A 24,834-nucleotide genomic window follows, 5' to 3' on the forward strand; every position below is an offset into this window, starting at 1 on the left:
TGCTCGCGCACGAGGGGAGAGAACGGATCAGGCGACGATCACGCCGGGATTGAGGATGCTCTGGGGATCTAGTGCGGCCTTCAATTCACGTGTCAGGGTCATGACCTCCGAGCCCAGCTGCCGGGGCAGCCATGGCTGCTTGAGCTTTCCGACCCCGTGCTCGCCGGTGATGGTGCCCCCGAGCGAGATCGTCAGGGCCATGATGTCATCGAATGCGCGCTGGGCGCGCTCGAAAGTGGCGGGGTCCTCGCGGTCGAAGAGGATCATGGGGTGCGTGTTCCCATCGCCGGCATGAGCGATGAGCGCCACTGCGACATTCCGGTCGACCGATATTCGCTGGATGCCGCTGGCCAACTGTGCGAGGCGCGGGATGGGAACCCCGGCATCCTCCAGAAGAATGGCCCCCTTTCTCTCGACGGCCGTGACCGCGGTACGGCGCGCCGCGACGAAGGCGTCGCCATCGTCGGGGTCGTCGGTCATGACGCACTCGGTGGCGCCGTGCTCGTTGCAGAGCGACTCCATCTGCGTCAGTTCCTCAGCGGCGAGCGACCCGGCGGAGTCGGATTGGATGATCAGCATCGCCTCGGCATCCAGATCAAGGCCCATGTGAGTGACGTCCTCGACGGCGCGGATCGTCGTCCGATCCATGAACTCCAGCATCGACGGCCGCAGCACCGCCGTGATCGCCTCCACGGTGCGCATGGCATCGACGACGTCAGCGAATGTGGCTACAAGGCTTCCCGGGCGCGCCGGTGCAGGAACGAGTCGCAGGATCACCTCGGTGATCACCCCCAGGATCCCTTCGCTTCCCACGAAGAGCTTGGTCAGCGACAGCCCTGCGCTGTCCTTGATCCGGTCGCCGCCCAGGCTGAGCCGGCGGCCGTCGGCGAGCACGACATTCAACCCGAGGACGTAGTCTCCTGTCACGCCGTACTTCACACAGCACAACCCCCCGGCGTTGGTCGCCACGTTGCCCCCGATGGAGCAGAACGCGGTGGACGCGGGGTCCGGGGGATACGCGAGACCATGCGCCGCAGCGGCGGACTTCACGTCGGCGTTCAACGCGCCGGGCTGGACGTGGGCTGTGCGCGTCGCTGGATCGATGCGGATGTCGCGCATACGGTCCAGTGACAGCTGCAGGCAGCCATCCACGGCCGTGCTGCCGCCGGACAGACCGGATCCGGCCCCGCGGATGACGACAGGGATGGCGCGGCTCGATGCCCATCGCATCGTCGTCCGGACATCCTCCTCGTCCCGGGCACGGACCAGCGCGAGCGCGCTGCCGGGAAGCGGTCGCTCCGCATGGTCCTGCAGGAATGAGGCCATGATGTCCGCGTCGGTGGTCAGTGCCCCGGTGGACAGCTGATCGCGCAGCGAATTGAGATCTGCAGGTTCACGCATCCACGTTCCTTCCGTCTTGTGTTGTGCCTTGTCCGGGCTGGCGTGCGGTCGCCGCATCACGTGGGGTGCGGGTCAGCCCTGTCATCGCGGAAGGGTGTCCCGCAGTACCTGACGCAGAGAGGGAGTCCTGGTCAGGCGGCTGTGGGCCTCCTGCGGACTCAGGCCGCGCATCAGCACCAGCGCCGCTTCTTTGGCGGAGCCGCCTGTGGCCTCCAGGGCTCGTGCCGCATCGGATTCCGATGCTCCCGTGATCAGGGTGACGGCTCTTCGACTGCGGGCGCGCAGCTTCTGGTTCGAGGCGCGGAGATCGACCATGACATTGCCGTATGTCTTCCCGAGCCTGACCATGGTCGCCGTGGACAGCATGTTGAGAACCAGCTTCTGCGCCGTTCCCGCGCGCAGTCGTGTCGACCCCGCGATCAGTTCGGGACCCACGACGACGTCGATCGCATGGTCTGCCACTGCGCCGATCGCCGATCCCGAGTTGCATGCGATGGAGATGGTGAGGGCGCCGATGCTCCGCGCATACTGCAGGGCGCCCAAGACGTACGGGGTGCGCCCGGATGCGGAGATCCCCGTCACAGTGTCCAACTCGGTCAGCGCGAGCCCGGCGAGGTCGGCTGCGCCGGCGTCGGCGTCGTCCTCCGCGCCCTCCACCGACGTGCGGATGGCACCGTCGCCGCCCGCGATGACTCCGTGGACCATCCCGGGATCGGTGTTGAACGTGGGGGGGCACTCACTGGCGTCGAGAACGCCGAGGCGGCCGGGGGTTCCTGCCCCTATGTAGATCAGTCGCCCGCCCTCCGACAGCCGGCCGACGATGTCATCGACCGCTGCGGTGATCACGGGAATCGCCTGCTCCACAGCATCCGGTACCTCGTGATCCAGTGTGTTCATCACGCGGAGCATCCGCTCGGTCGAGAACGTGTCGAGGTCTCGCAGGCCCGAGTCGACTCGCTCGGTTGTGAGCGCTGACAGCTCGTGCTGCATCTGCGTGACGGTGGGGAGTGCGGGATTTTCAGACACGGACGACGAGCCTTTCGACGGGGAGATCGGTATGGGCGGCCAGAACTGCAGCACCATCGAGGGCATCGCCGCACGGGCTCTTCAATTCCAGGCCCTGGACCTTCAGCGCGGCGTGCAGCTCAGCGCGGAAGAGAGGGTTCTCGGTGAGGCCGCCGGTGGCGTACACGGTGCTGTCCTCGGAGCGGACGGAGGCGCTTGTGACGGCAAGGGCGCGGGTCGCCTCGCGCACGATGGTCATGGCCACTTCGTCCTCAGCCGCGGCAGCGGCCAGCACGACGGGTGCGAAAGCAGCCAGTCTGGCTGCTGCATCAGGGCCGCTTGTCATACCCGGCAGTGCGTCCAGCCCACCGCTGAAGTGGACGGCGCGGTGCTGGAGCTCCGTGCGGGGACCGCGACCATCGGCAGCGCGCAGGGCCGCATTGAGTCCGCGTTGGCCCACCCAACGACCACTGCCCTCATCTCCCAGGTGAGGACCCCAGCCGTCGGATCGTGTCGTTCGGCCGTCGACGGCGACTCGAAGCGCTACTGCCCCGGTGCCGGCGATCAGGAGCGTCCCTGCGAGACCTCCTGTTGCTCCGACGTGCGCGGTGACCATGTCGGAGGTCACGATGACGGGCGCACCCAGTGCGGCCCGCAGTCGGCCGGCGAGTTCGGAGGCGGCAGTGGGGGTGATGGCTGCACCTGCAGCTCCCACCGACCAGCATCCGACGCTCCCGATCGTCGCATCCGTCTGGGTGGCCAGTGCATTCAGGATGCTGGCGGCCGATGCGGCCGGCCCCCCGACATCCGCCAGCCCGGGTGCTCCGTCGCCAACGGCCTCCCATCGGGGCGTCATCCCGTAGCGGCGCAGTCGCACCTTGGTCTTGCCGAGGTCCACGGATACGCAGTCCACCCTCGCGGCAGGCATCGGAGTCCTTCCTTCGAGTTCTCAAATGTGAAATCATGTTACCGTATGAAGTGTCAAGATGTAATTGAATCACAATCTATCGATCTTGCATCCAGCGTGACGTAGGAGGAGGTGTGCGATGGTTGGTCGGGCTAGTGTTCAGTCCGTGAGCATTCAGAGCGTTCTGCAGGCGCGACTATCGACTTATCCTCCGACGATGAAGCGCGTCGGGGAGCTGTTCCTGGAGCGCCCGGAGATGGTCGTCAACAGCACGACCTCGGAGCTGGCACGGATCTGCCAGACCTCCGGTGCGACGATTGTGCGCTTCTGCCGAGCGCTGGGCTTCGCCGGCTTTCCGGCGCTGAAGCTGCAGCTGGCTGCAGAGCTGGCCAAGGAGTCAGCGGAGCTCGCCGGCACGTCGATCATGCGCCACGGTGCGGATATCAGCCAGTCGGACTCGCTCGACGACATGGTGTCCAAGATCTCGGGCAGCGAGATTCTCGGCATCCGCGAGACGGCTGACAGCCTGGATACTCGTGCACTCGGACGCGCGATCCAGAAGATTCTGCGCTCACGACGCGTCTTGACCTTCGGCGTGAGCGCCAGCAACGTCGGTGCGCACGATCTCGCCACGAAGCTGCTGCGGATCGGCTTCACGGCGCTCAACTTCCAGGACTCGCACGAAGCGCTGGCCTCCGCCACGCTGGGTGAGCCGAAGGATGTCGCGATCGGGTTTTCGCACAGCGGTGAGACTCGAGAGACCGTCGCCTTCTTGGCTGCGGCACGAGCCGCGGGCGCCTTCACCATCGCGATCGTCAACCTGCCCGAGTCCACGCTGGGGACCTCGGCGGACGTCACGCTCCGGACCGCAGTGCGGGAGACGACGTTCCGCTCCGGCGCCATGGCCAGCAGGATCGCCCAGCTCACGCTCGTCGACTACCTGTTCGTAGGTGTCGCACGGGGACAGTACGACCGGACGGTGAAGGCCTTGAAGAGCACCTACGACATCGTCAAGGAGCTTCGCTCGGGCGCCTGAGTCGCACGGATTCTGCGGGGCGCGTTCGCCGCAGTCTCATCGACGTTCTCGGGCGACCCGGCGCGGATGCGCAGTAATCGACTGAAGGAGCGACATCGTGAGACCAGAACGATTGATGACCGGCGCCGAGCGCGCAGCGGCCGATCCCCGCCTGATCGGCGGCGGCCGGGTGGGCCTGCTGACCAATTTCACGGGAACCATGCCCGACCTGGGCCGGTCCGTGGACGCGCTGCGTGCCGCCGGGGTGCCCGTGACGGCGCTGTTCGGACCGGAGCACGGACTGAGCGGATCTGCTCAGGCCGGCGGAAGCGAGAGCGAGAGCGTCGACGAACGCACGGGACTCCCGGTGTTCGACACCTATCTTTCGACCGATGCCGAGCTCGACGCGATGCTTCACGACGCCGATGTCGACACTCTCGTGTTCGACATGCAGGACATCGGGGCGCGCTTCTACACCTATATCTGGACGATGTACGACGCGATGCGAAGCGCCGCGCGCGCGGGCCTGCGCTTCGTCGTGCTCGATCGCCCCAATCCGCTGGGCGGTGTCTGGGTGGCAGGGCCCGGCGTGGTGGAACCGGCCTGCCGCAGCTTCGTGGGGCGGGTTGACGTTCATCAGCGTCATGGCCTCACCGCCGGAGAGCTCGCGCGGCTGTTCGCCTGCCGCGACCTTCGTGCCGAGGGCCTGGAACTGGAACTGGAAGTCGTGGAGATGTCGGGCTGGGACAGCCACACGGGTGCTCGCGCGACGGGCCAGGCGTGGGTGCCGCCGTCGCCGAACATCCCGACCCTGCAGTCCGCGTACGCATTCTCCGGCATGGGCTTGATAGAGGGTACGACTCTGAGCGAAGGACGCGGCACCACCCATCCCTTCGAGACGGTCGGCGCACCGTTTCTCAGCGCCCGCTTCGGCGAGGATGTGAGGGAGCAGAACCTGCCGGGGCTCCTCGTGCGCGACGTGTGGTTCCAGCCCACATTCCACAAGTACGTCGGGGAGCGCTGTCGCGGTGTTCAGCTGCACATCACGGACTTTGACGCGTACCAGCCCGTGCTGACGGCCATTGCGGTCCTGGATGCCGCCCTGCGTGACGCTCCCGATGAGGTGCACAGCCTTCCGGCGGGTGCGAGGCAGGATCCCGGGCGCTCCGGATTCGCTCTGGATCGTCTGTGGGGCAGCGCTGGCCTCCGCGAGGCGATGGAGTCAGGGCAGGGGCTGGGTGGCTTGGCCTGCGTGCGTTCGATGCGCACCGCGGAGGTCTACTCGGGAGACGTTCTCCTGTACGAGAGGTAATTGTGTAACATTCTGGCGAGCACGGATGAAAGTGCTTGACATCCGCTCTTGGGAGCCGGTAGCTTCTGTCGTAGGTCAGATCGCAATGTTGCGAGACGTCAGGAGAGGTGAATGGACACGAGTATCCGGACCTTTGCACCCGGGGACGGGCGACAGCTGGCTCGAGTGTGGACGGCGGCTGCGCCGGCGGACGGCATCACCTACGATCGGTTCCGCGATCTGGTGCTGCTGGATCGCAACTTCGATCCGAACGGGCTGTTCGTGGCGGAAGCCGGCGGTCGGATCATCGGATGCGCCTACGCCGTTCGCAGGCGGATCGCCGCATCGGGCGCCGACCTCGAGCCGGACTCCGGGTGGATTCCGTTCTTCTTCGTGGATCCCGATCATCGCAGGGCAGGAACGGGCCGCGCCCTCCTGCAGTCTGCACTGCGTTGGCTGCATCAGCTGGGCGTGACCACCGCGTACTTCTCCTCGTACACCCCCAACTACTTTCTCCCCGGACTCGATGAGGCGCGCTACCCGGCTGCCGGAGCGCTGCTCCGCTCGCTGGGCTTCGAGCAGCAGTATCAATCGGTGGCGATGGACATGAGTCTGAACGATTACGCTCTTCCGGATCGGATCCGCGAGCGCGTGAAGTCGTTGCGAGCGGAGGGGTGGTACCTGGGGTCCCCGGACGGGGACGATCTTGTGGATCTCGTGGACATCGCGGGGACCCGGTTCAACCCCGACTGGGCGCGTGCCATCCGCGAGAGCTTCCTGATGGGCCTGCCGCTGGAGCGCATCATCGTGTGCCGCGATCCTGAGCAGCGGATGCTCGGGTGGGCCATGCACGGCGCCTATGAGAACGTCCTCGAGAGGTTCGGGCCCTTCGGAGTGCTGTCCGAGAGCCGCGGTACTGGTCTCGGTGAGGTGCTCCTGCATCTGACGCTTGAGCGGATGAAGTCGCTCGGAGGTCATTCCGCCTGGTTCCTGTGGACCGGGGAGGAGTCACCCGCGGGTCATCTGTATCTGAAGACGGGGTTCGGCATCACGCGGACCTTCACGATAATGCACGCAAATACGGCTGTCTGACGACGGTTCATCATCTGAGAGGAAATCATGCCTGCAACAGTCAAGCGCTGGCTCCGGCGGCCGTTGGTGGCCATCGCATCGGTCAGCGTGGTCGGACTCGCTCTGAGCGGGTGCACAGGAATCGACGGGGATCAGGGCAGCGACGGCGGCCCGGTCACCATCACGTTCCTCAGCCACTACGGCACTGAACCGTTCAAGAGCGGTTTCTCGGAGCTGGTCGACCAGTGGAACAAGGAGAATCCTGACATCCAGGTCAAGTGGCAGTCCGTCCAGTTCAACGACCTGCTGACCACGCTGAACGTCCGTCAGACGGGAGACCGTGGTGCCGACGTCATCAGCGCTTATGCACTCTGGGGTGGCCAACTCGTCTCCAACGGCGTGCTGGCTGAACCGCCGGCCGACATCGCGGCCGACATCAAGGACAACTACAGCCAGGCTGCGGTGGACGCTGTGACGACCGGCGCCGGCCAGGTTCTCGGATACCCGACCGAACTGAACACCTACGTGATGTTCTACAACAAGAAGATCCTCCAGGACGCGGGATACGCGCAGCCCCCGGCGAGCTGGGACGAACTGGTGGAGGTCGCCAAGGCGACGAACAAGGTCGACGGTTCGGGCAACACCGTCGTGCAGGGCCTCTCGCTCATTCAGGATGGCGACAACCAGACTGTGCATCCGTTCCTGTCGCTGCTGGACTCCGCGGGCGGTGACTTCCTCGGTTCCGACGGCAAGTCGGCGATGGGCGATGAAGCCACGGCCGTGATGAAGCTCGAGTCCGACCTGGCTGAGGCCGGGGTCAGTGATGTGTCGATCAAACCGACGAAGGCATTCCCCTCCGGTGGAGTGGCGATGGCGCTTCAGGCGGGATGGTGGATCGGGAGCCTCAAGACGGCGATGAAAGACAATTACGTGAATGTGGGAACGGCGCCGATCCCCGGGCCGAAGGCCGGCGACGTCGGCTCCCTGGCGTACGCGTTCTTCAACGGCGTCAACGCGCACAGCAAGCATCAGGCAGAGGCGTGGAAGTTCGTCAAGTGGCTGAACTCGAACAAGAACGCGGACGGCGTGACGCAGCTCGGCAACTTCTTCGCAGAGCAGGGGCTCATCCCTCCGCGCAAGTCCGACGCGACGACCCTCGCCGACAAGTATGTGACCGCCGACGCGAATCTCGCGCCGATCTACGAAGCCGCCGATTACGCGATGGCGGAGTCGAACGCGGCGAACGCCTATGAGGCCAAGACGGAGACCAATAACGCCTTGAACGAGATCCTCGTCAATGGTGCGGCGGTCCAGAAGACCTTCGACGGCCTCGTCACGAAGATCGACAAGCAAGTCAAGTAGGACTCATGCGGGGCAGGGTGCGGAACCCTGCCCCGCATTCTCAGACAATCGGAGCAGCCATGACACAGACGTCGACGAAGGAATCTCGCCGTACGCGACGGACGGAGGTCAGCGCTTCGCCACGGACGGCGAGTAATTCTCATCTCTCCTTGAGGTACCGGCGTGAGGCTCGCGCAGGCTATCTCTTCCTCAGCCCCTCACTGCTGTTCTTCGTCGTCTTCCTGATCATTCCGACGATCTTCGCCGTCATCCTGTCCCTGTCGGAATGGGGTGGGTACGACCTGTCCAAGATCAGGCTCACCGGGCTGCAGAACTACGTCGGCGTCCTGAATCTGGACGGCACCTTCGTGTTGCCGATCCTCGTCAATACTTTCGTGTTCGCGGCACTGGCGGTGCTTCTCGCCGTCGGCGGATCACTGGTGGTCGCTGAGCTCATCGAGCATCTGAGACTCCAGGGCTTCTGGCGGTTCCTCTACTTCCTCCCGTTCGTCGCAACTGTGGTCGCGGTCGGCAACGTGTGGAAGATGATGTATCAGCCGGCCGGTCTCATCAACGGGATCCTGAATGTGCTCGGTGTGAACTCGATCGGGTTCCTGTCCGATCCCGACCTGGCACTGCCGGCTGTCGCGGTCGTGCAGGCCTGGTCGTCCATCGGGGCCGCCGTGCTCATCCTGACCGCAGGTCTGAAGGGCATCGACAGGAACGTCTACGAAGCAGCGGAGATCGATGGATCCGGGAGGTGGCGCACGTTCTTCAGCATCACGCTGCCGCTGTTGCGACCGTCGCTGCTCTTCGTGCTCATCACACAGGTCATCGCCGGACTGCAGTCCTTTGCCATCATCATCGTGATGACCGGAGACGGGGGACCGGCCAACGCCACCAACGTCGCGGCGTTCGAGATGTACCAGCAGGCGTTCAAGTTCGGGGCTTGGGGCGCGGCCAGTGCTATGGCGATGGTGCTGTTCGTCATCATCTTCGTCGTCACGTTGCTGCAGCTGTGGATAAGTCGCAAGCGGGGAGGGGACGAAGAATGACCACGACCACGCGCTCCGGAGAGCGAAAGCGCCGACGCCACGGGATCCCATGGTTGTCGTACATCGTCGTCATCATCGGCGGGCTGTTCATGACCGTCCCGTTCCTGGACACCGTGTTCAGCTCCCTGAAGGGCCCCGGCGAGTATGGCCTGCTGCCATACAGGTTCTTCCCGGAGAACTGGACGTGGGACAACTATGTGCAGGCCATCGACCAGCTCCAGCTCGGACTGCTGTTCTTCAACAGCGTGGTCGTATCGGTCACCGTGACGGCGACCGTCCTGATCACGTCGGCGATGGCAGGCTACGCGCTGGCGAAGCTGCGCTTCCGCGGGCGGGATGTCATCTTCCGCTTCGTGCTGGCGACGATGATGCTTCCGTCGTTCCTCCTGCTGATCCCTGACTTCCTGATCCTCCTGAACTGGCCGCTCGTCGGGGGGAACAACATCCTCGGGCAGGGTGGCCACGGCGGTATGACCAACAACATCGCGTCGCTGATCCTCCCGTTCGTGGTCAGCGGATTCGGCATCTTCCTGATGCGTCAATACATGGTCAGCGTCCCCGACGAGATGCTCGAGGCCGCCCGCATCGACGGTGCCGGCGAGTGGAGGCTGTTCTTCAGCGTGGTGCTGCCACAGACCAAGCCGATCGCCATCACACTCGGACTGCTGACATTCGTAGGTCAGTGGAATGAGTACATCTGGGCGTCATTGATCGCTTCCAGCAATCCGGATCTCATGACTCTCCCCGTCGGCATTCAGATGCTGCAGGCGTTCATCGACCCTGATCGCACCATGCCCATCGTGATGGCAGGAATCGTCATCAGCACCCTTCCCGTGCTGATCATCTTCCTCATGCTGCAGAAGTACTACGTGCGCGGCATCATGCTGAGCGGTCTGAAATGACCACCCGTCAAGCCTCAAGGAATGGAGTATCAGAATGAAGACGGTTCTCGCCATCGGCGGACACATCGGCGATATGGATCTGACCGCGGGACCTGTGCTGGCGCGCCTCGCTGAGGAGGGCGACAGGGTGATCATCCTCGCCTGCACCTACGGTGAGAGGGGTCACCCGCGGATGACGCCCGACGCCTACCGGCAGCAGAAACTCGAAGAGGGCCAGTCCTTCGCCGACGGCATCGGCGCCGAGTTCCGCACCCTGGGCTTCTCCGACGGCTTCCTCCCGGATGATGACTCCGCGGCGGAACTCATCGCCGACATGATCCGGCAGGACAAGCCCGAGCTCATCATCACTCACTGGCGCAAGAGCATGCACCGCGACCATGAGCGAGCGGCCGCGCTTGCGGAGCGTGCCCGATTTCTCGCATCGCTGCCGGTGGACAGTCCACTGGGCAGGCATGGCGTGTCGCAGATCCTGCATGTCCACAACTGGGAGGACGCAGAGGACTTCGTGCCCGATCGGTATGTGGCCGTCACGGACTCCGCATTCGAGAAGTGGCGAGTAGCCATCCAAAAGCAGGCCTTCGCACGCGGGGAGACCTACGGATTCCGGTTCATCGACTACTACTCCGCGATGATGCTCGCCAACGGCTGCCTGGCGGGCACGACCAGAGCGTGCGGCTTCGTCGGCGCGGGTCGCGCCGGACTCGTCGACCTGTGAGCCCGGCGGCTCGTACACCGTGCGCATGAATGCGCGCCTGCGTCCTTACCGGCCGGATGACGGCTCCGCGCTCGCGGAGGTCTGCATCCGGACCGGAGACGCGGGGCGCGATGCAAGCAGTCTGTACAGCATCCCCACGCTGCTGCCCGACCTGTTCATGCAGCCGTACGTGTTCCGGCATCCGGACTTCGCGTTCGTCGTCGACGTCGATGGCGTCGCCCGCGGATATGTGGTGTGCGCACCGGATACCGCGGCCTTCGAGCAATGGTTCGCCCGTGACTGGTGGCCACGGCGGCGGCCGGATCTCGTTCGCTCCGAGTGCACCGACCACGACCGGATGATGCTCGCCTACGCTGATGCGAGAGGCCGGGTCACCTCGCCGTACGCTTCGGTGTACCCGGCGCACCTGCATATCGATCTCCTGCCCGAGGTGCGAGGACAGGGCTGGGGTCGACGTCTGATGGACGCGCTGATCTCACGACTGGGCGAGAAGCGAGTGCCGGGACTGCACCTCGTGACCGGTGCGGGCAACGGCAACGCTGCCGGCTTCTACGGGCACCTCGGGCTTCAGCCGCTGCCGGCTGATCCGGGTGCACGGGCATTCGGCGTGAGGGTTCCACCACGAGACGCGCCTGAGCCGGAGCGACGCTGACGGGAACGGATGCGGGAGGACGACGAACCCAGGCTGGCGGAGGGTGTGCGGCGGCCGCGGAGTCCCGCGCTAGGCGGGATCCGACATCCGCGACCGGAATCGCGCGGCGGCCTCGGTGCGACTGGTGGCGCCGAGCTTGCGCAGCACCGCGGACACATGCACGCTCACCGTCTTGACGCTGATGAACAGGCACTCCGCGATCTGGCGGTTGCTCAGCCCCTCGGCGACCAGGGAGAGCACCTGCCGCTCGCGCTCGGTCAGCTCGGCGCCGTCTCCGCGAGCCGCGGGTGAGCCGAGCCGGCTGGCATCGGCGAACCCCCGCACGGTCCTCTGCAGGAGCCCATGACCGATCTTCGTGGCGATCGCCGCGGCCTCGGACAGTGCCGCCGCGGCCTCGGAACGGTCGCCGTGCGAGGCAACCAGCGCGCGGGCGAGTTCCAGGCGCAGCGCCGAGCGGAACAGCACCGGTCCGTCGATCCGATCGGCGACGGCGACCGCGTCCCGCAGGGCATCCGCATCCCCATCGAGCAGCGCCCGGATCAGCACGCTCCACTCCGGGATGACCGCCTCGTGCGCATCCCAGGCCGCTCGGATGCGGTCTGCCAGCCGCTGCGCCTCGGCGGCATTGCCGTCGGCCCGCAGGGCGGCCGTGATCAGAGCTCCGTCCAGCAGTCGCCGCACGTCCTGCGCCAACCGGGGACCGTTGTCGTCCAGCATCCGCTCCAGCGCCGCCACCGCGTCCGCGAGACGGCCGGAGGCGAGGCCCAGCAGCATCTCCACGTCGACCACGGAGTACCAGACCTGCCGCTCCAGCGTCGTCGCTTCGCCGAGCGCTCCCCGCCACTCCTCGAACAGCGCGCCGGCCTCGTCCAGCCGGTCGCGCCAGATCAGCGTGCGGATGCGCGACGCCGTCGTGTAGACCCGGAAGATGCGAAAGCTGCGCATCGTGAGGTCCTTCGACAGCAGCCGCTCGGCGTGATCGACCTCGCCCAGCTCGAGCAATGGCTGCACCATGTTCTCGGTGAGGATCGACCCGCTGGATCGCTCCAGGCCCAGCTCTCGAGCGTGCGCGATCCCCGCCTCGGCGGTGCGCATCGCCTCACGGTACCGCCCCAGGAGGCTCAGCGTGTCGGAGCGATTCACCCAGTAGTGGAGCTGGGATCGGATCTCCTTCGCATGCTCCCAGGCCAGACCGTAGAATCGCGCCGACCCGTCCAGATCGCCCTGATGCAGAAGACAGCTGGCGATCATGTTCGCCGCCACGGAGATGGGCGCGTCGTAGCCGCCGCGTCGCCCGATCTCCAGCGCCTCCTGCGCCGACACGAGCGCCCCGTCGAGATCACCCTGCACCATCAACCGCCCCGCCAGGAGGTTCAGCAGGTCCGCTCGCAGATGCTCGTCATCGACGTCCGTCATGGCCGCCAGGGATTCGCGCAGCAGGTCGACTGCGCCCGGTCGGCCGGCGTTCTGCGTGTACAGCGACTTGTCCCGAAGCAGCTTGACGCGCACGATGGGCGGGGTGTCGTCATCGATCTCGGCCAGTGCCAGATCCACGGCGGCCAGCGCGCGCTCGTCGAATCCTGCGTTTCGCAGCGTCGACCCGAAGCTCTTCAGCAGCGCCAGATGCGACGTGCCTGTCGCAGCCTCGGCATCCGGCACCTGATCCCACAGCTCCAGCGCGAGCTCACCCAGACGAGCCGCGGTGGAGAACGCGAAGCCGTTGCGAGCCTTGTCCATCGCGGCGATGGCGGCCACCAGCGCGCGTCGTGCGTCGTGCGCCTGATGCCAGTGGAAGGCGAGCGCGGCCTCCAGCCCGCTGCGCCCCGCAGCCACCCGCCGCTCGAGCGCCTCGGCATACGAGCGGTGCAGCCGCGCACGCTCGCCGGGCAACAGGTCGTCGTGCACCGCCTCGCGCAGCAGTGCGTGCCGGAAGTCGTAGTCCTCGTCCGCGCGCACGCCGATGATGGCCGCGCCGACCGCCTCGCGGATGCTGGTGTCCAGTCGGTCGTCGTCGAAACCCACGAGCTCGGAGAGCAGCCCGTGGTCGACCTCGGCCTCCGACGCCGAGAGCACCCGCACCACCCGTCGCGCATCGTCGCCGAGGGCATCGAACCGCACCAGCAGCAGGTCACGCAGCGAGTCCGGCAGCGGTCCGGTGGTCCGGCACGAGAGCTCCTCGATGAAGAACGGCACTCCCTCCGACCGCTCCAGCAGCCGTGCGAAGCTCGCATCGCCGATGGGCCCGTTCAGCGCCTCGGCCAGCTCGCGGACCTGCACGGCGTCCAGCCGCCTCAGCTCGATGCGCTCCAGCAGTCGGGAGCGCTCGGACTCGACCAGGAAGGCGCGCACGGGACCGCCTCGACGGACCTCGTCCACACGGCAGGTGAGCACGAAGAGCACGCGGTGACCCGCGAGTGCGCGCAGCAGGAACGCCAACAGGGAGAGGGTTGCGTCGTCGGCCCAGTGCAGGTCCTCCACCACGATGACCAGCGGATGCCGTTCGGCGGCGGCTTCGAGCACATTGGCGATCGCCTCACGCAGGCCCTCGGGCCCGGCCGACCGGTCGACGGGCCCGCTGCCCAGCTCGGGCAGCAGCACGCGCAGCGCCTGACGCCCCGGACCGGCGGCATCGGCGGCGGCGTCGCCGAGGGCGGTCAGCGCCCCGCGCAGGATCGCGGGCAGGGGCCCGTACGGGGCGGGTGTGGATCCGTAGTCCAGGCACCAGCCCGACAGCAGCAGCACGCCCTCGGGCAGGCTCTCGCTGAACTCGCGCAGCAGACGCGACTTGCCGAGGCCGGCCTCGCCCGCGACGAGCACTCCCGCCGACTCTCCTGCGGAGGCGCGCCGCAGAGCGGCGCCGAGCAGCTCGAACTCGGCGTCGCGACCCACCATGCCGGCGGCAGGCTCGACGAGGGACATGCCCTCATCGTGCCACGCGGCGCCGACACGCGGTGCTGTGCGCGTCGTGCTCACGCGCCGGCGAGAGTGTGCTCGGCGCCCGGGCAGGCTTCGCGGCTCCCGGCACGGCTGCTGCGCGATCTCGCGACACGACGCGGTCCTAGTGCATGCAGCATCCGGCTCCACCGCCCCTCGACCGGCACGCATGCGGCGCGCTCGGCCAGCATCCGTGCACGCTCGGCGCGGAGAGCGGCCTGCTCCTGCTCGATCACGATGACCCGGTAGGTGCCGATGATGTCTTGATACATGGGATGTCCCCTTTCGGTGCATCCCTACACTTCGCGGTAAGGCGGTGCGCGAGCATCGGGAGGAATCCCTATCTCTGCGCGCGCACACCTCAGATCTCAGGAGCGCCTGGGAGTACGAGGATGCCCTGCGGGACTACTCGGCGCTGCCAGTCGCAGCGAGGCTGCCGCGCGGTTCCGGTCGCGGATGTCGCCTCCCCCGCCCAGGACCATCGGCTCAGAGACCGGCATCCATCCCGACGCGCTGGTGCAGGTCGGCCAACATGGCGGGGATGTCCTCGACGGGGGTGGGGCGACCCAGATAGTAGCCCTGAGCGAGGTCCGCGCCCCGGGCGACGATCGTCTCCAGCTGATGGGCGTCCTCGACGCCTTCGACCAGAATCCGTGCGTGCACCTCGTGGGCGGCCGCGACGACGCGGCGGATCAGCTCGCAGGCCGGGGTGTCGTCGAACGATCGCCGGAAGAGATCGCCATCGATCTTGACGATGTCCGGTCGCAGCTGCCGGATGCGCTCCTCATCGGAGAAGTCCGTCCCGGCATCGTCGATGAGCAGGAAGCCTCCGAGGCGGTCGACCTGCTCCCGCACGGCCACGCACGCGCTCGGGGCCGAGCCCTCGAACAGCTCCAGCCCCCACGCGCGCTCCGCGCGCTGCAGGACCTCGGCCAGGAGCGGGTCGGTCACCGTGCCGCCCGAGGCGTTCAGGGTCACGAACGACGACGGCGGGAGAGCGGATGCGGCCTCCACGGCCATCTCGATCAGGCGCAGCTCCAGATCCTCGCGCTGCCCGCCCTCTTCTGCGGCGTCCAGGTGATCCAGGGGCGAGACGCCGTCGTCGAAGCGCGCCAGCGCCTCGAAGCCGACCACGCGAGAGGAGCGCAGATCCACGATCGGCTGGAAGTGCGCAACGGCGTCCACGGTGCGTGTCATGCTGCTCCCGTGCTCGGCGAGATGAAGATCACGGTTCAGTGTATTCGCTGCGTGTCCCGCGGAGGAGCCCTCTGTCACAACTTCCACCCGACCTCGACTTTCGTCGAAGACGTCATCGACGTGTGTCGGGGGTGCGGGGTAGTCTGACATCCAGCGCGCGGAAGGGGTGCGCTGGGGAAGGGACATTCGTCGTGGTCGAGCAGGGCATTCGGGCCGCCGACAGCCAGGAGCTCTCCTGGCTGCAGCTGGGGTGGATCCAGCGGGCTCGGAAGCGCACCTCTGTCCAGTCCCTGGTGACGGCGATCCTCTGCCTGTACTTCGCCGTGCTGGAGGGGGTCGAGCTCTTCGAGGACGATCTCACGCGTGCGGAGGCGACGACCGCGGCAGTGCTGCTGGTGGCGTGCCTGGTGCCGGTGGTGATGGTGATGGTGATGGGCGTGCGACTGCCCAAGTGGACCGGGCTGGTGCTCGTGGTGGCCCATGCCGTCGTGTCCGTCTACTACATCGGGTTCTCCCAGGAGCGTCAGAACGCCGTCGCGGCGATCCAGGAGCTTCCGGTCATGGCGGTCTACCTCGCCTGGTTCTTCGGCGCCCGTATCGGTCGCTCGCTGGAGCTCATCATCGTGGCGTCCGTCGCCGCCGCCATACGATTCGGCCCGTTCGGCGGGCCCAAGATCGAAGGGGTGCTGGGCACCGGACTGTTCGGAGTGGCGAATATCGCCGGTGCCGTGCTGCTGACGTGGCTGTGCCTGGAGATGGGGTTCTTCGTGCGCCACCGCGTGCGCGTCGAGGCGCACACCGATGCGCTGACCGGCGCCCTGAACCGGCGTGGCTTCACCGCGCAGCTGACCGAGGCGATGCGTCGCGCGAACCGCGCGCGCCGGCCGCTGTCGATCGCGGTGCTGGACTTGGACCGGTTCAAGGAGGTCAACGACGAGGAGGGGCACGAAGCCGGCGATGCGGTGCTGAAGAGCCTCGTCGCGCAGTGGGTCTCGCTCTCGCGTTCCGGTGACCTCGTCGGCCGCCTCGGCGGCGATGAATTCGTCATGATGCTGCCTGACACGCCTGCCGACGACGCCGAGCGGATGCTGGCCGGCATGCGACAGCTGGCCGGTCACCCGTGGTCGTGGGGCGTGACCGAGATGCGCCCTGGTGAATCCATGGAGGAGGGCGTGCGTCGAGCGGATGCCGCGATGTACCGCAACAAGCGGGGAGTCTGACAGCATCCGGTGTTCACCGATACCCCCATAGGGTATCGGTGGTACTCTGATCCACGTACCCTGCGGGGTACCGAGCGGAGGAGAGACGATGACCACCACCGAGTTCCAGGTGACCGGGATGACCTGCGGGCACTGTGAGATGTCCGTGCGCGAAGAGGTCGAGAGGATCGCCGGAGTCGAGAGCATCGACGTGAGCGCGCAGAGCGGCCGCCTGGTCGTGACCTCGTCGTCCGCTCTGGATCAGGATGCCGTCATCGCCGCCGTCGACGAAGCGGGCTACTCCGCCGTCGCCGCCTGACTTCCTCTTCCTTCGGAGGAGCATCGCCATGACCATCGCAGACGCATCCCGGATCGATCTGGAGATCGGTGGGATGACCTGCGCGTCGTGCGCGATGCGCATCGAGAAGAAGCTCAACAAGCTCGATGGGGTCACCGCGACCGTCAACTACGCCACCGAGAAGGCACAGGTCACCGTCGACGGGCCGCTGGATGCCGCGCTGCTGATCACCACGGTCGAGAACGCCGGATACACGGCATCCGTACCCGCGCCCGAGGTTCCCGACCCTTCGACGGGCTCAGGGACCCGGCCATCCGGCGACGACCCGGAGCTGCGCTCCCTGCGGCAGCGGCTGGTCGGCGCCATCGTGCTCAGCATCCCGGTGATCCTGCTGGCCATGATCCCCGCGCTGCAGTTCACGTACTGGCAGTGGGCGTCGCTGGCGCTGGCCGCGCCGGTGATCGTGTGGGCGGCGTGGCCGTTCCACCGCGCGGCGTGGGTGAACCTGCGCCACGGCGCGGCCACCATGGACACCCTGATCAGCCTGGGCACCTCGGCGGCGTTCCTGTGGTCGCTGTACGCGCTGTTCCTCGGCACGGCCGGAATGCCGGGGATGACCCACGAGTTCTCGCTCGCGATCGCGCGCACGGACGGTGCCGGCAGCATCTACCTCGAGGTCGCCGCCGGCGTGACCATGTTCGTGCTGGCCGGGCGCTACTTCGAGAAGCGCGCCAAGCGGCAGGCCGGCGCCGCGCTGCGCGCGCTGATGGAGCTCGGGGCCAAGGATGTCGCGGTGCTGCGGGCGGGCGTCGAGGTGCGCATCCCCATCGCCGAACTGCGCGTGGGCGACGAGTTCGTCGTGCGCCCGGGCGAGAAGATCGCCACCGACGGCATCGTGGCCTCGGGCACATCTGCCGTGGACCAGTCGATGATCACCGGCGAGGCCGTGCCGGTCGAAGTGGCGGCGGGGGATGCCGTGACCGGCGCCACCGTGAACGCCGGCGGTCGGCTGGTGGTGCGCGCCACTCGCGTGGGCGCCGACACGCAGCTCGCGCAGATGGCGCGCCTGGTCGAGGACGCGCAGACCGGCAAGGCCGAGGTGCAGCGCCTGGCCGACCGCATCTCGGGGATCTTCGTGCCCGTCGTGATCGGCATCGCCCTGGTGACGCTGGCATCCTGGCTGCTGCGGGGGTCCGGGGCGTCGATGGCCTTCACCGCCGCGGTCGCGGTGCTCATCATCGCCTGCCCCTGTGCGCTGGGACTGGCCACGCCGACCGCGCTGCTGGTGGGCACCGGACGCGGCGCGCAGCGCGGCATCCTGATCAAGGGCCCGGAGGTTCTGGAGTCCACCCGCCAGGTCGACACGATCGTGCTCGACAAGACCGGAACCGTCACCGAGGGGCGGATGTCGGTGGCACGGGTCGTGCCCGAGCAGGGGACGGATGCCGGTGAGCTGCTGCGCCTGGCCGGGGCGATCGAGCATGCCAGCGAGCACCCGATCGCCCGGGCCATCGCTGCGGCTGCGTCACGGGACTGGGGCGTGGGGAGCGAAGGGGCGCCCGACGCTTCGACAAGCTCAGCGACCCAGGTGGGGTCAGGTGCCGAAGGATGGGTCCCTGAGCCTGTCGAAGGGTTCCAGAACCACGAGGGTCGCGGGGTCACGGGTGTCGTCGAGGGCCACGCCATGCTCGTGGGGAGGCTGTCGCTCCTGGAGGAGTGGTCGCTGCATCCGTCGGCCGAGCTGCTGCAGGCGCAGGCGGATGCCGAGTCCGCGGCCCAGACGGTCGTGCTGGTCGCCTGGGACGGCGAGCCCCGTGGCCTGATCGTCGTGGCCGACGAGGTCAAGGCCACCAGCGCCGAGGCCGTCGCCTCGCTGAAGGCGCTCGGGCTCACGCCCGTCCTCCTCACCGGCGACAACGAACAGGCCGCGCGGCACATCGCCGCCCAGGTCGGCATCGACCACGTGATCGCCGAGGTGCTGCCGGCCGGAAAGGTCGCCGTCATCTCGCGGCTGCAGGCCGAGGGCCATGTGGTCGCGATGGTCGGCGACGGCGTCAACGATGCGCCCGCGCTCGCGCAGGCCGACCTGGGCATGGCGATGGGCACCGGCACGGATGTCGCGATCCAGGCATCCGACATCACGCTCGTGCGGGGCGATCTGCGCGCGGCACCCGACGCGATCCGCCTCTCGCGCCGCACTCTCGGCACGATCAAGGGCAACCTGTTCTGGGCATTCGCATACAACACCGCCGCCATCCCCCTGGCCGCACTGGGCCTGCTGAATCCCATGCTCGCCGGTGCTGCGATGGCGTTCTCCAGCGTGTTCGTGGTGGGCAACAGTCTGCGGCTGCGCAGCTTCCGCTGACACGGGCGGCGACACCGGTCATACCTTCCAAGGAATACCCCAGGGGGGTATTTGGTTGGAGTCATCATGAGCCGGCGCGGCCGGCTCCGGATGCCGAGGAGGCGCCGATGGGCCCGAACAGCCACGCAGAGCAGGGAGCGCACACGATGAACGCACACACCTCGCCGCACGGCGAGATGCCTGGAGGGCACGCCGAGCACAGCAGCCACTCCAGCCCTGGCGAGCACACGCGCCCTGGCATGAGCATGGATCACGCCGGACACGGGCAGCACGCCGGACACGGCGACCACGTCGGCCAGTTCCGCCGGCTGTTCTGGATCAACCTGCTGATCGCCGTTCCCGCCGTCGCGTTCAGCGGTATGTTCGCGATGATCCTCGGCTACGAAGTGCCTGCCTGGGGCCCCTGGATCGCACCGGTCCTCGGCACGGTCATGTACGCGTGGGGCGGACGCCCGTTCCTCACGGGCGCTGTCTCCGAGCTGAAGGCACGCCGCCCCGGCATGATGCTGCTGATCGGCCTGGCCATCACGGTGGCGTTCCTCGCCTCGTGGGGAGCGAGCCTCGGCATCCTGCACCACGAGCTCGAATTCTGGTGGGAGCTGGCGCTGCTGATCGTGATCATGCTGCTCGGGCACTGGCTGGAGATGCGCTCGCTCGCGCAGACCACCTCCGCGCTGGACTCACTCGCGGCCCTGCTGCCCGACGAGGCCGAGCTGGTGGACGGCACCGTGGTCAGCCCCGCCGATCTCGAGATCGGCGACATCGTGCGGGTCCGCCCCGGCGGCAGCATCCCCGCCGACGGCGAGATCGTCGACGGCCGCGCCGACCTCGACGAGTCCATGCTCACCGGGGAGTCCCGCACGGTCAGCCGCGGTACGGGCGACCACGTCACCGCGGGAACTGTCGCCACCGACTCGGGCCTGCGCATTCGCGTGACCGCCACAGGCGACGACACGGCGCTCGCCGGCATCCGCAGGCTCGTCGCCGACGCGCAGGCGTCCAGCTCGCGAGCACAGCGCATCGCCGACCGTGCGGCGGCGTGGCTGTTCTGGTTCGCGCTGGGCGCCGCGGTCGTCACGGCTCTCGTCTGGACTTTCCTCGGGATGCCTGATGAGGCGGTCGTCCGCACCATCACGGTGCTCGTGATCGCCTGCCCGCACGCGCTGGGCCTCGCGATCCCGTTGGTCGTGTCGATCGCGACCGAGCGCGCGGCGCGCGCCGGCGTGCTCATCAAGGACCGTCTGGCGCTGGAGACGATGCGCGACGTCGACGCCGTGCTGTTCGACAAGACCGGCACGCTCACCAAGGGCGAGCCCACCGTCACCGCCGTCGCCCCCTCTGCGGGGTGGACCGCAGATCAGGTGCTCGCGCTGGCGGCATCCGCCGAGGCCGACAGCGAGCACCCGCTCGCGAAGGCGATCGTGCGTGCGGCCTCGGCACGTGACGTGCCGAGCGCGACGGGCTTCAGCTCGTCGCCTGCGGTCGGTGTGACCGCGACGGTCGACGGACACGAGGTGCGAGTCGGCGGGCCGCGCCTGCTCGAAGAGGTCGGGGCCGACGATGCGCCGGAGGCTGCCCAGTGGCGGGTCGACGGGGCGATCATCCTGCACGTGGTGCGTGATGGGCAGACCATCGGTGGGCTGAAGCTGGCCGACGAGATCCGCAGTGAGTCGCGTGAGGCCGTGCGTGCGCTGCAGGCGCGGGGCATCGAAGTGGTCATGATCACCGGCGATGCCGAGGCTGTCGCGCATGCGGTGGCTGCCGATCTCGGCATCGAGAGAGTGTTCGCCGGGGTGCGGCCGGAGGACAAGTCCGCGAGGGTCGCCGAGCTGCAGCGCGAGGGCAGGAGAGTCGCGATGGTCGGCGACGGCGTGAACGACGCCCCGGCACTCGCGCAGGCTGATGTCGGCATCGCGATCGGCGCCGGAACCGACGTCGCGATCGCGTCCGCGGGGGTGATCCTGGCATCCGACGACCCGCGCTCGGTGGTATCGGTGATCGAGCTGTCGCAGGCGAGCTACCGCAAGATGACGCAGAACCTGTGGTGGGCCGCCGGCTACAACCTGATCTCGGTGCCGCTGGCCGCGGGCATGCTGGCGCCGGTCGGGTTCGTGCTGCCGATGTCCGTCGGCGCCGTGCTGATGAGCCTGTCGACCATCGTCGTCGCGCTCAACGCCCAGGCGCTGCGCCGACTGGATCTCCGCCCGGGCCGCTGACACTCCGCCTCTCGCCCTCCGTCGACAGCGACTGACCTCGCGGGGCGGGCGGGAGGTTCACGCGAACAACCCGTGGGCTCGGCAGCATCCCGTGCGCTCGGCCCGTGCGACGTCAGCGCCGGCCGGGCCACTCGTCGGCCAGCAGGGCGTAGTTCACGCCGTCCATCCACTCACCCGAGCGGTGCAGCGCGGTCTGCCGGCTGTCCTCCTCGCGGCGCATGCCGAGTCGCTCCATCAGCCGCCACGACGGCTCGTTGACGGCGAAGCATCCCGCATGCACGCGGCGCAGCCCGAGCGCCCCGAAGCACAGGTCGATCATCGCGCTGACGGCCTCGGTCGCGTAGCCCCGCCCCGCATGCGCCGGCGCGAGCACCCAGCCCAGCTCGGCCTGCACGCCGCGCGCTGCGTCCGCGGCCTCGGCCTGCGCCCAGCCGTCCTCGATCTTCAGCATCAGATCGCCGATGATCGTCCTGCCCGCAGCATCCGGCAGCTCGATCACGAACGTGATCGCCCGACGCTCCGGCTCCGAGTACGTGTCATCGAACGCCTCGCGCGTGGCGGGCGCACGACCCAGCCAGCGATTCACCTCCGGCAGCCGCCGGAACTCCCAGACGGCTGCGAGATCGGCATCCTCCAGTGGCCGGATCAGCAGCCGCTCGGTGCGGATCGGCCAGGGGACTTGGTGCAGTTCGACCATCTCACCAGCGTAATGCCGGAAGCCCGCCCGGCTCAGGGCAGCTGTCCCGCGGCTCTCGCCAGCCGCACGGCATCGACGCGGCCCCCGGCTCCGAGCTTGCGCGACGCGGTGCGCAGATAGCTCTTCACGGTTTCGGGCTGCAGGTTCAGGCGCAGGCCGATCTCGGCGTTGGAACAGCCCAGCGCCACCAGTGCCAGAACGTCCACCTCGCGCGCCGACAGTCGCGCACCCACAGCAGAAGAAGGGTGCGCCATGCGATCCAGGATCGAGTCCAAGCGGGCGCGGATGCCGGCATCCTCGACATCCTGCGCCAGCTCCCGCAGTTCGGCGAACGCCGTGCGGACCCCCTCCCATTCCCGATCCGGCACGGCACTGCGCGCCAGGCGCATCCGCTCCGCAGTCTCGGCCAGGTCGACACGCTGCGTGACCGCCTCTTCCACAGCCAGGTCGAAGCCGATGCCGTCGGCGACGCTCTTCATCGCTGCGGATGCCGAGGGCGTGAGCGGTGCGGCACCCCGCATCGCCCCGTACAGCACGCCCCGCACTGCACCCTTCACGAGCACCGGGAACGCGGTGACCGTGCGAAGTCGCTCGGCGGAGACGGCGGCGTCGTAGGCGTGCGTGATTCGGCCGTCGCTGAGGTAGTCGCGCACGGCAGCCGGGTGCGCCGAGGTCATCACCAGCCCGCCGAGCCCGTGCCCGGCGCGGATCAGCAGCCCATTGAGCCGGTCGGTGAGACCGCCCTGCGTGTGCGTGATGGCGAAGCCGGTCGCCCGAGGCCGGGCGATGCCCCCGAAGACCACGTCCAGCCCGCCGCGGTCACGCAGCGCGCGGAACGACGATCCGAACAGCGGCATCCTGCACCTCCCACGCGGCAACCCCGCCGCGTGCCCTCGAACCTACACCGGTTCGGCCGGGTCAGCGCCCGACCAGCAGCCGCGCCGCCATCTCGCGCATCTCGACCTTGCGCACCTTGCCGGTGATGGTGATGGGGAAGTCGTCGACCAGGTGCACGTACTTCGGGATCTTGAAGTGCGCCAGCCGCCCGGTCGCGAACTGCCTCACATCCGAAGCGGTCAGCGATGCGGCACCGGGGCGCAGCACGATCCAGGCCATCAGCTCCTCGCCGTACTGCTCGTCGGGCACGCCGATCACCTGCACGTCCTGCACATCGGGGTGCGTGTACAGGAACTCCTCGATCTCGCGCGGGTAGATGTTCTCGCCACCGCGGATCACCATGTCCTTGATGCGCCCGACCACCTGCACCCGGCCATCGGCATCCATGGTCGCCATGTCTCCGGTGTGCATCCAGCGGCCGGCGTCGATGGCCTCCGCCGTCTTGGCCGGCTCGTTCCAATAGCCCAGCATCACGGAGTACCCGCGGGTGCAGAACTCGCCCGGCTGGCCGAGCGGCACCACCTGCCCGTCCTCGTCGACGATCTTGACCTCCAGATGGGGCATCACCTGCCCGACGGTCTGCGTGCGTGCGGCCACGTCGTCGTCCATCTTGGTCATGGTCGACACCGGCGAGGTCTCGGTCATGCCGTAGCAGATGGCCACCTCGCTCATCCCCATCTCGGTCATGGTGCGCTTCATCGTCTCGACCGGGCACGGCGAGCCGGCCATGATCCCGGTGCGCAGCGACGACAGGTCGAACTCGGCGAACCGCGGATGCGCGAGCTCGGCGATGAACATGGTCGGCACCCCGTACAGCGAGGTGACCTTCTCGTCCTGAACGACCTGCAGCGTGGTCTCGGCATCGAAGCCGGGCGCCGGCAGCACCACGGCCGCTCCGTGCGAGTGCGCCCCGAGGACGCCCATCACCATGCCGAAGCAGTGGTACAGCGGCACCGGCAGCGCCACACGGTCGTGCTCGGTGTAGGCGATGCCCTCCCCCACGAAGAACCCGTTGTTGAGGATGTTGTGGTGCGTGAGCGTGGCGCCCTTCGGGAACCCGGTGGTGCCCGAGGTGTACTGGATGTTGATCGGGTCGTCGAAAGCCAGGGCATCCGTGTCTTCGAACTCCGGGGCATCCGCGACCAGCTGCGACCAGCGCTCCGACCCGATGAACAGTGTCTTCTCGTACCCGATCTCGGCGAGCATCTCGGCGTACTTCGAGGTGCGGTACTCGACGGCGCTGACGATGAGAGCCATCTCGGACTGCTCGATGACGTACTTGACCTCGTGCGTGCGGTAGGCCGGATTGACGTTCACGAGGATCGCGCCGATCAACGCGGTGGCGTACTGCGTCAGCACCCACTCCGCGCAGTTCGGAGCCCAGATGCCCACGCGGTCGCCCTTGCGGATGCCGAGTCCGCGCAGCGCAGAGGCCAGCCGCTCGCTGTCGTGCAGCAGCTGGGCGTATGTCCAGCGGCGTCCGTCGGGTGCGTCGACGAGAGCCTCGCGATCGCCGAAGGTCGCCGCGCCCTCGCGCAGCATGTCGCCGATGGTCTGCCCGCGCAGGGGAGTGGAACTGATTCCGGAGGAGTAGGAAGCGCCGTTGCTCATCGCAACAGGATGCGCTGGTGCGGCGGCGGCGTCCACCCCCGTTCGGGGGTGACCTGCGGATGCCG

21 protein-coding genes are annotated in these 24,834 nt (G+C 67.8%); 12 read left to right on the plus strand and 9 right to left on the minus strand.

The window, feature by feature from the left end; translation table 11 throughout:
* Positions 1–27: 27 nt before the first annotated feature.
* The 3 genes from WA967_RS08805 to WA967_RS08815 all read right to left on the minus strand — a co-directional run bounded on the left by WA967_RS08805 (position 28) and on the right by WA967_RS08815 (position 3,334).
* A complete protein-coding gene (locus tag WA967_RS08805; RefSeq protein ID WP_424421341.1) occupies positions 28–1,401 on the minus strand; it encodes an FAD-binding oxidoreductase in 1,374 nt (457 codons plus the stop codon).
* A gap of 81 nt (positions 1,402–1,482) precedes the next feature.
* Positions 1,483–2,427 (minus strand): N-acetylmuramic acid 6-phosphate etherase, encoded by a 945-nt coding sequence (gene murQ, locus WA967_RS08810; protein ID WP_424421343.1) that lies wholly within the window; start codon positions 2,425–2,427, stop codon positions 1,483–1,485.
* Positions 2,420–3,334, minus strand: coding sequence for an N-acetylglucosamine kinase (locus WA967_RS08815; RefSeq protein WP_424421345.1), 915 nt, complete (start codon positions 3,332–3,334; stop codon positions 2,420–2,422). The genes murQ and WA967_RS08815 overlap by 8 nt, the downstream gene beginning before the upstream one ends.
* 118 nt (positions 3,335–3,452) lie before the next feature.
* Between WA967_RS08815 and WA967_RS08820 the strand changes: the two genes are divergently transcribed.
* The 8 genes from WA967_RS08820 (at position 3,453) to WA967_RS08855 (ending at position 11,355) form a co-directional block, all read left to right on the plus strand.
* On the plus strand, positions 3,453–4,349 hold the full coding sequence (locus tag WA967_RS08820; protein ID WP_424421348.1) for a MurR/RpiR family transcriptional regulator: 897 nt from the start codon (positions 3,453–3,455) through the stop codon (positions 4,347–4,349).
* 97 nt (positions 4,350–4,446) lie between these two features.
* The gene (locus WA967_RS08825) at positions 4,447–5,640 is read left to right on the plus strand and encodes an exo-beta-N-acetylmuramidase NamZ family protein (RefSeq protein WP_424421350.1); all 1,194 of its coding nucleotides are present in this window, start codon (positions 4,447–4,449) and stop codon (positions 5,638–5,640) included.
* 111 nt (positions 5,641–5,751) lie between these two features.
* Complete coding sequence (locus tag WA967_RS08830; protein ID WP_424421353.1) at positions 5,752–6,711, plus strand: GNAT family N-acetyltransferase; 960 nt, start codon at positions 5,752–5,754, stop codon at positions 6,709–6,711.
* Positions 6,712–6,738: 27 nt separating this feature from the next.
* Positions 6,739–8,052: an extracellular solute-binding protein gene (locus WA967_RS08835; RefSeq protein ID WP_424421356.1), complete on the plus strand. Its 1,314-nt coding sequence runs from the start codon at positions 6,739–6,741 to the stop codon at positions 8,050–8,052.
* 149 nt (positions 8,053–8,201) lie between these two features.
* Positions 8,202–9,086: a carbohydrate ABC transporter permease gene (locus WA967_RS08840; RefSeq protein WP_424421359.1), complete on the plus strand. Its 885-nt coding sequence runs from the start codon at positions 8,202–8,204 to the stop codon at positions 9,084–9,086.
* Positions 9,083–9,988: a carbohydrate ABC transporter permease gene (locus tag WA967_RS08845; protein WP_424421361.1), complete on the plus strand. Its 906-nt coding sequence runs from the start codon at positions 9,083–9,085 to the stop codon at positions 9,986–9,988. The genes WA967_RS08840 and WA967_RS08845 overlap by 4 nt, the downstream gene beginning before the upstream one ends.
* Before the next feature lie 34 nt (positions 9,989–10,022).
* Positions 10,023–10,703 (plus strand): PIG-L deacetylase family protein, encoded by a 681-nt coding sequence (locus WA967_RS08850; protein WP_424421363.1) that lies wholly within the window; start codon positions 10,023–10,025, stop codon positions 10,701–10,703.
* A gap of 25 nt (positions 10,704–10,728) precedes the next feature.
* Positions 10,729–11,355 carry a GNAT family N-acetyltransferase gene (locus WA967_RS08855; RefSeq protein WP_424421365.1) on the plus strand — a complete coding sequence of 209 codons (627 nt, stop codon included), beginning with the start codon at positions 10,729–10,731 and terminating at the stop codon, positions 11,353–11,355.
* Positions 11,356–11,424: 69 nt separating this feature from the next.
* Here WA967_RS08855 and WA967_RS08860 read toward each other — a convergent pair whose 3' ends face one another.
* The 3 genes from WA967_RS08860 to WA967_RS08870 form a co-directional block, all read right to left on the minus strand.
* On the minus strand, positions 11,425–14,274 hold the full coding sequence (locus tag WA967_RS08860) for a helix-turn-helix transcriptional regulator (protein ID WP_424421368.1): 2,850 nt from the start codon (positions 14,272–14,274) through the stop codon (positions 11,425–11,427).
* Between the two features lie 50 nt (positions 14,275–14,324).
* Positions 14,325–14,561, minus strand: a complete 237-nt coding sequence (locus WA967_RS08865; protein ID WP_424421371.1) for a hypothetical protein — start codon at positions 14,559–14,561, stop codon at positions 14,325–14,327.
* Positions 14,562–14,775: 214 nt separating this feature from the next.
* Positions 14,776–15,486, minus strand: a complete 711-nt coding sequence (locus tag WA967_RS08870; RefSeq protein WP_424421374.1) for an EAL domain-containing protein — start codon at positions 15,484–15,486, stop codon at positions 14,776–14,778.
* A 191-nt stretch (positions 15,487–15,677) separates the two neighbouring features.
* Between WA967_RS08870 and WA967_RS08875 the strand changes: the two genes are divergently transcribed.
* From WA967_RS08875 to WA967_RS08890, 4 genes are all read left to right on the plus strand, one after another.
* Positions 15,678–16,706, plus strand: a complete 1,029-nt coding sequence (locus tag WA967_RS08875) for a diguanylate cyclase domain-containing protein (protein WP_424421377.1) — start codon at positions 15,678–15,680, stop codon at positions 16,704–16,706.
* A gap of 88 nt (positions 16,707–16,794) precedes the next feature.
* On the plus strand, positions 16,795–17,004 hold the full coding sequence (locus tag WA967_RS08880) for a heavy-metal-associated domain-containing protein (RefSeq protein WP_424421380.1): 210 nt from the start codon (positions 16,795–16,797) through the stop codon (positions 17,002–17,004).
* 28 nt (positions 17,005–17,032) lie between these two features.
* Complete coding sequence (locus WA967_RS08885; protein WP_424421382.1) at positions 17,033–19,348, plus strand: heavy metal translocating P-type ATPase; 2,316 nt, start codon at positions 17,033–17,035, stop codon at positions 19,346–19,348.
* A 146-nt stretch (positions 19,349–19,494) separates the two neighbouring features.
* Positions 19,495–21,564 carry a copper-translocating P-type ATPase gene (locus WA967_RS08890; RefSeq protein WP_424421385.1) on the plus strand — a complete coding sequence of 690 codons (2,070 nt, stop codon included), beginning with the start codon at positions 19,495–19,497 and terminating at the stop codon, positions 21,562–21,564.
* A 112-nt stretch (positions 21,565–21,676) separates the two neighbouring features.
* On the opposite strand, the gene WA967_RS08895 is transcribed toward WA967_RS08890, so the two are convergent.
* The 3 genes from WA967_RS08895 to WA967_RS08905 form a co-directional block, all read right to left on the minus strand.
* Positions 21,677–22,261 carry a GNAT family N-acetyltransferase gene (locus tag WA967_RS08895; RefSeq protein WP_424421388.1) on the minus strand — a complete coding sequence of 195 codons (585 nt, stop codon included), beginning with the start codon at positions 22,259–22,261 and terminating at the stop codon, positions 21,677–21,679.
* 32 nt (positions 22,262–22,293) lie between these two features.
* On the minus strand, positions 22,294–23,118 hold the full coding sequence (locus WA967_RS08900; protein ID WP_424421391.1) for a LuxR C-terminal-related transcriptional regulator: 825 nt from the start codon (positions 23,116–23,118) through the stop codon (positions 22,294–22,296).
* Between the two features lie 61 nt (positions 23,119–23,179).
* Positions 23,180–24,769, minus strand: a complete 1,590-nt coding sequence (locus WA967_RS08905) for an AMP-binding protein (protein ID WP_424421394.1) — start codon at positions 24,767–24,769, stop codon at positions 23,180–23,182.
* Between the last annotated feature and the right edge of the window lie 65 nt (positions 24,770–24,834).

The organism is Microbacterium sp. (assembly GCF_049650565.1).
GTDB lineage: Bacteria > Actinomycetota > Actinomycetes > Actinomycetales > Microbacteriaceae > Microbacterium.

Coding starts and splice junctions, on each gene's coding strand:
- WA967_RS08805 (WP_424421341.1), bottom strand. CDS start 1,401: ATGCGTGAACCTGCAGATCTCAATTCGCTGCGCGATCAGCTGTCCACC.
- WA967_RS08815 (WP_424421345.1), bottom strand. CDS start 3,334: ATGCCTGCCGCGAGGGTGGACTGCGTATCCGTGGACCTCGGCAAGACC.
- WA967_RS08820 (WP_424421348.1), top strand. CDS start 3,453: ATGGTTGGTCGGGCTAGTGTTCAGTCCGTGAGCATTCAGAGCGTTCTG.
- WA967_RS08830 (WP_424421353.1), top strand. CDS start 5,752: ATGGACACGAGTATCCGGACCTTTGCACCCGGGGACGGGCGACAGCTG.
- WA967_RS08835 (WP_424421356.1), top strand. CDS start 6,739: ATGCCTGCAACAGTCAAGCGCTGGCTCCGGCGGCCGTTGGTGGCCATC.
- WA967_RS08845 (WP_424421361.1), top strand. CDS start 9,083: ATGACCACGACCACGCGCTCCGGAGAGCGAAAGCGCCGACGCCACGGG.
- WA967_RS08850 (WP_424421363.1), top strand. CDS start 10,023: ATGAAGACGGTTCTCGCCATCGGCGGACACATCGGCGATATGGATCTG.
- WA967_RS08855 (WP_424421365.1), top strand. CDS start 10,729: ATGAATGCGCGCCTGCGTCCTTACCGGCCGGATGACGGCTCCGCGCTC.
- WA967_RS08860 (WP_424421368.1), bottom strand. CDS start 14,274: ATGTCCCTCGTCGAGCCTGCCGCCGGCATGGTGGGTCGCGACGCCGAG.
- WA967_RS08865 (WP_424421371.1), bottom strand. CDS start 14,561: ATGTATCAAGACATCATCGGCACCTACCGGGTCATCGTGATCGAGCAG.
- WA967_RS08870 (WP_424421374.1), bottom strand. CDS start 15,486: ATGACACGCACCGTGGACGCCGTTGCGCACTTCCAGCCGATCGTGGAT.
- WA967_RS08880 (WP_424421380.1), top strand. CDS start 16,795: ATGACCACCACCGAGTTCCAGGTGACCGGGATGACCTGCGGGCACTGT.
- WA967_RS08885 (WP_424421382.1), top strand. CDS start 17,033: ATGACCATCGCAGACGCATCCCGGATCGATCTGGAGATCGGTGGGATG.
- WA967_RS08890 (WP_424421385.1), top strand. CDS start 19,495: ATGAACGCACACACCTCGCCGCACGGCGAGATGCCTGGAGGGCACGCC.
- WA967_RS08895 (WP_424421388.1), bottom strand. CDS start 22,261: ATGGTCGAACTGCACCAAGTCCCCTGGCCGATCCGCACCGAGCGGCTG.
- WA967_RS08900 (WP_424421391.1), bottom strand. CDS start 23,118: ATGCCGCTGTTCGGATCGTCGTTCCGCGCGCTGCGTGACCGCGGCGGG.
- WA967_RS08905 (WP_424421394.1), bottom strand. CDS start 24,769: ATGAGCAACGGCGCTTCCTACTCCTCCGGAATCAGTTCCACTCCCCTG.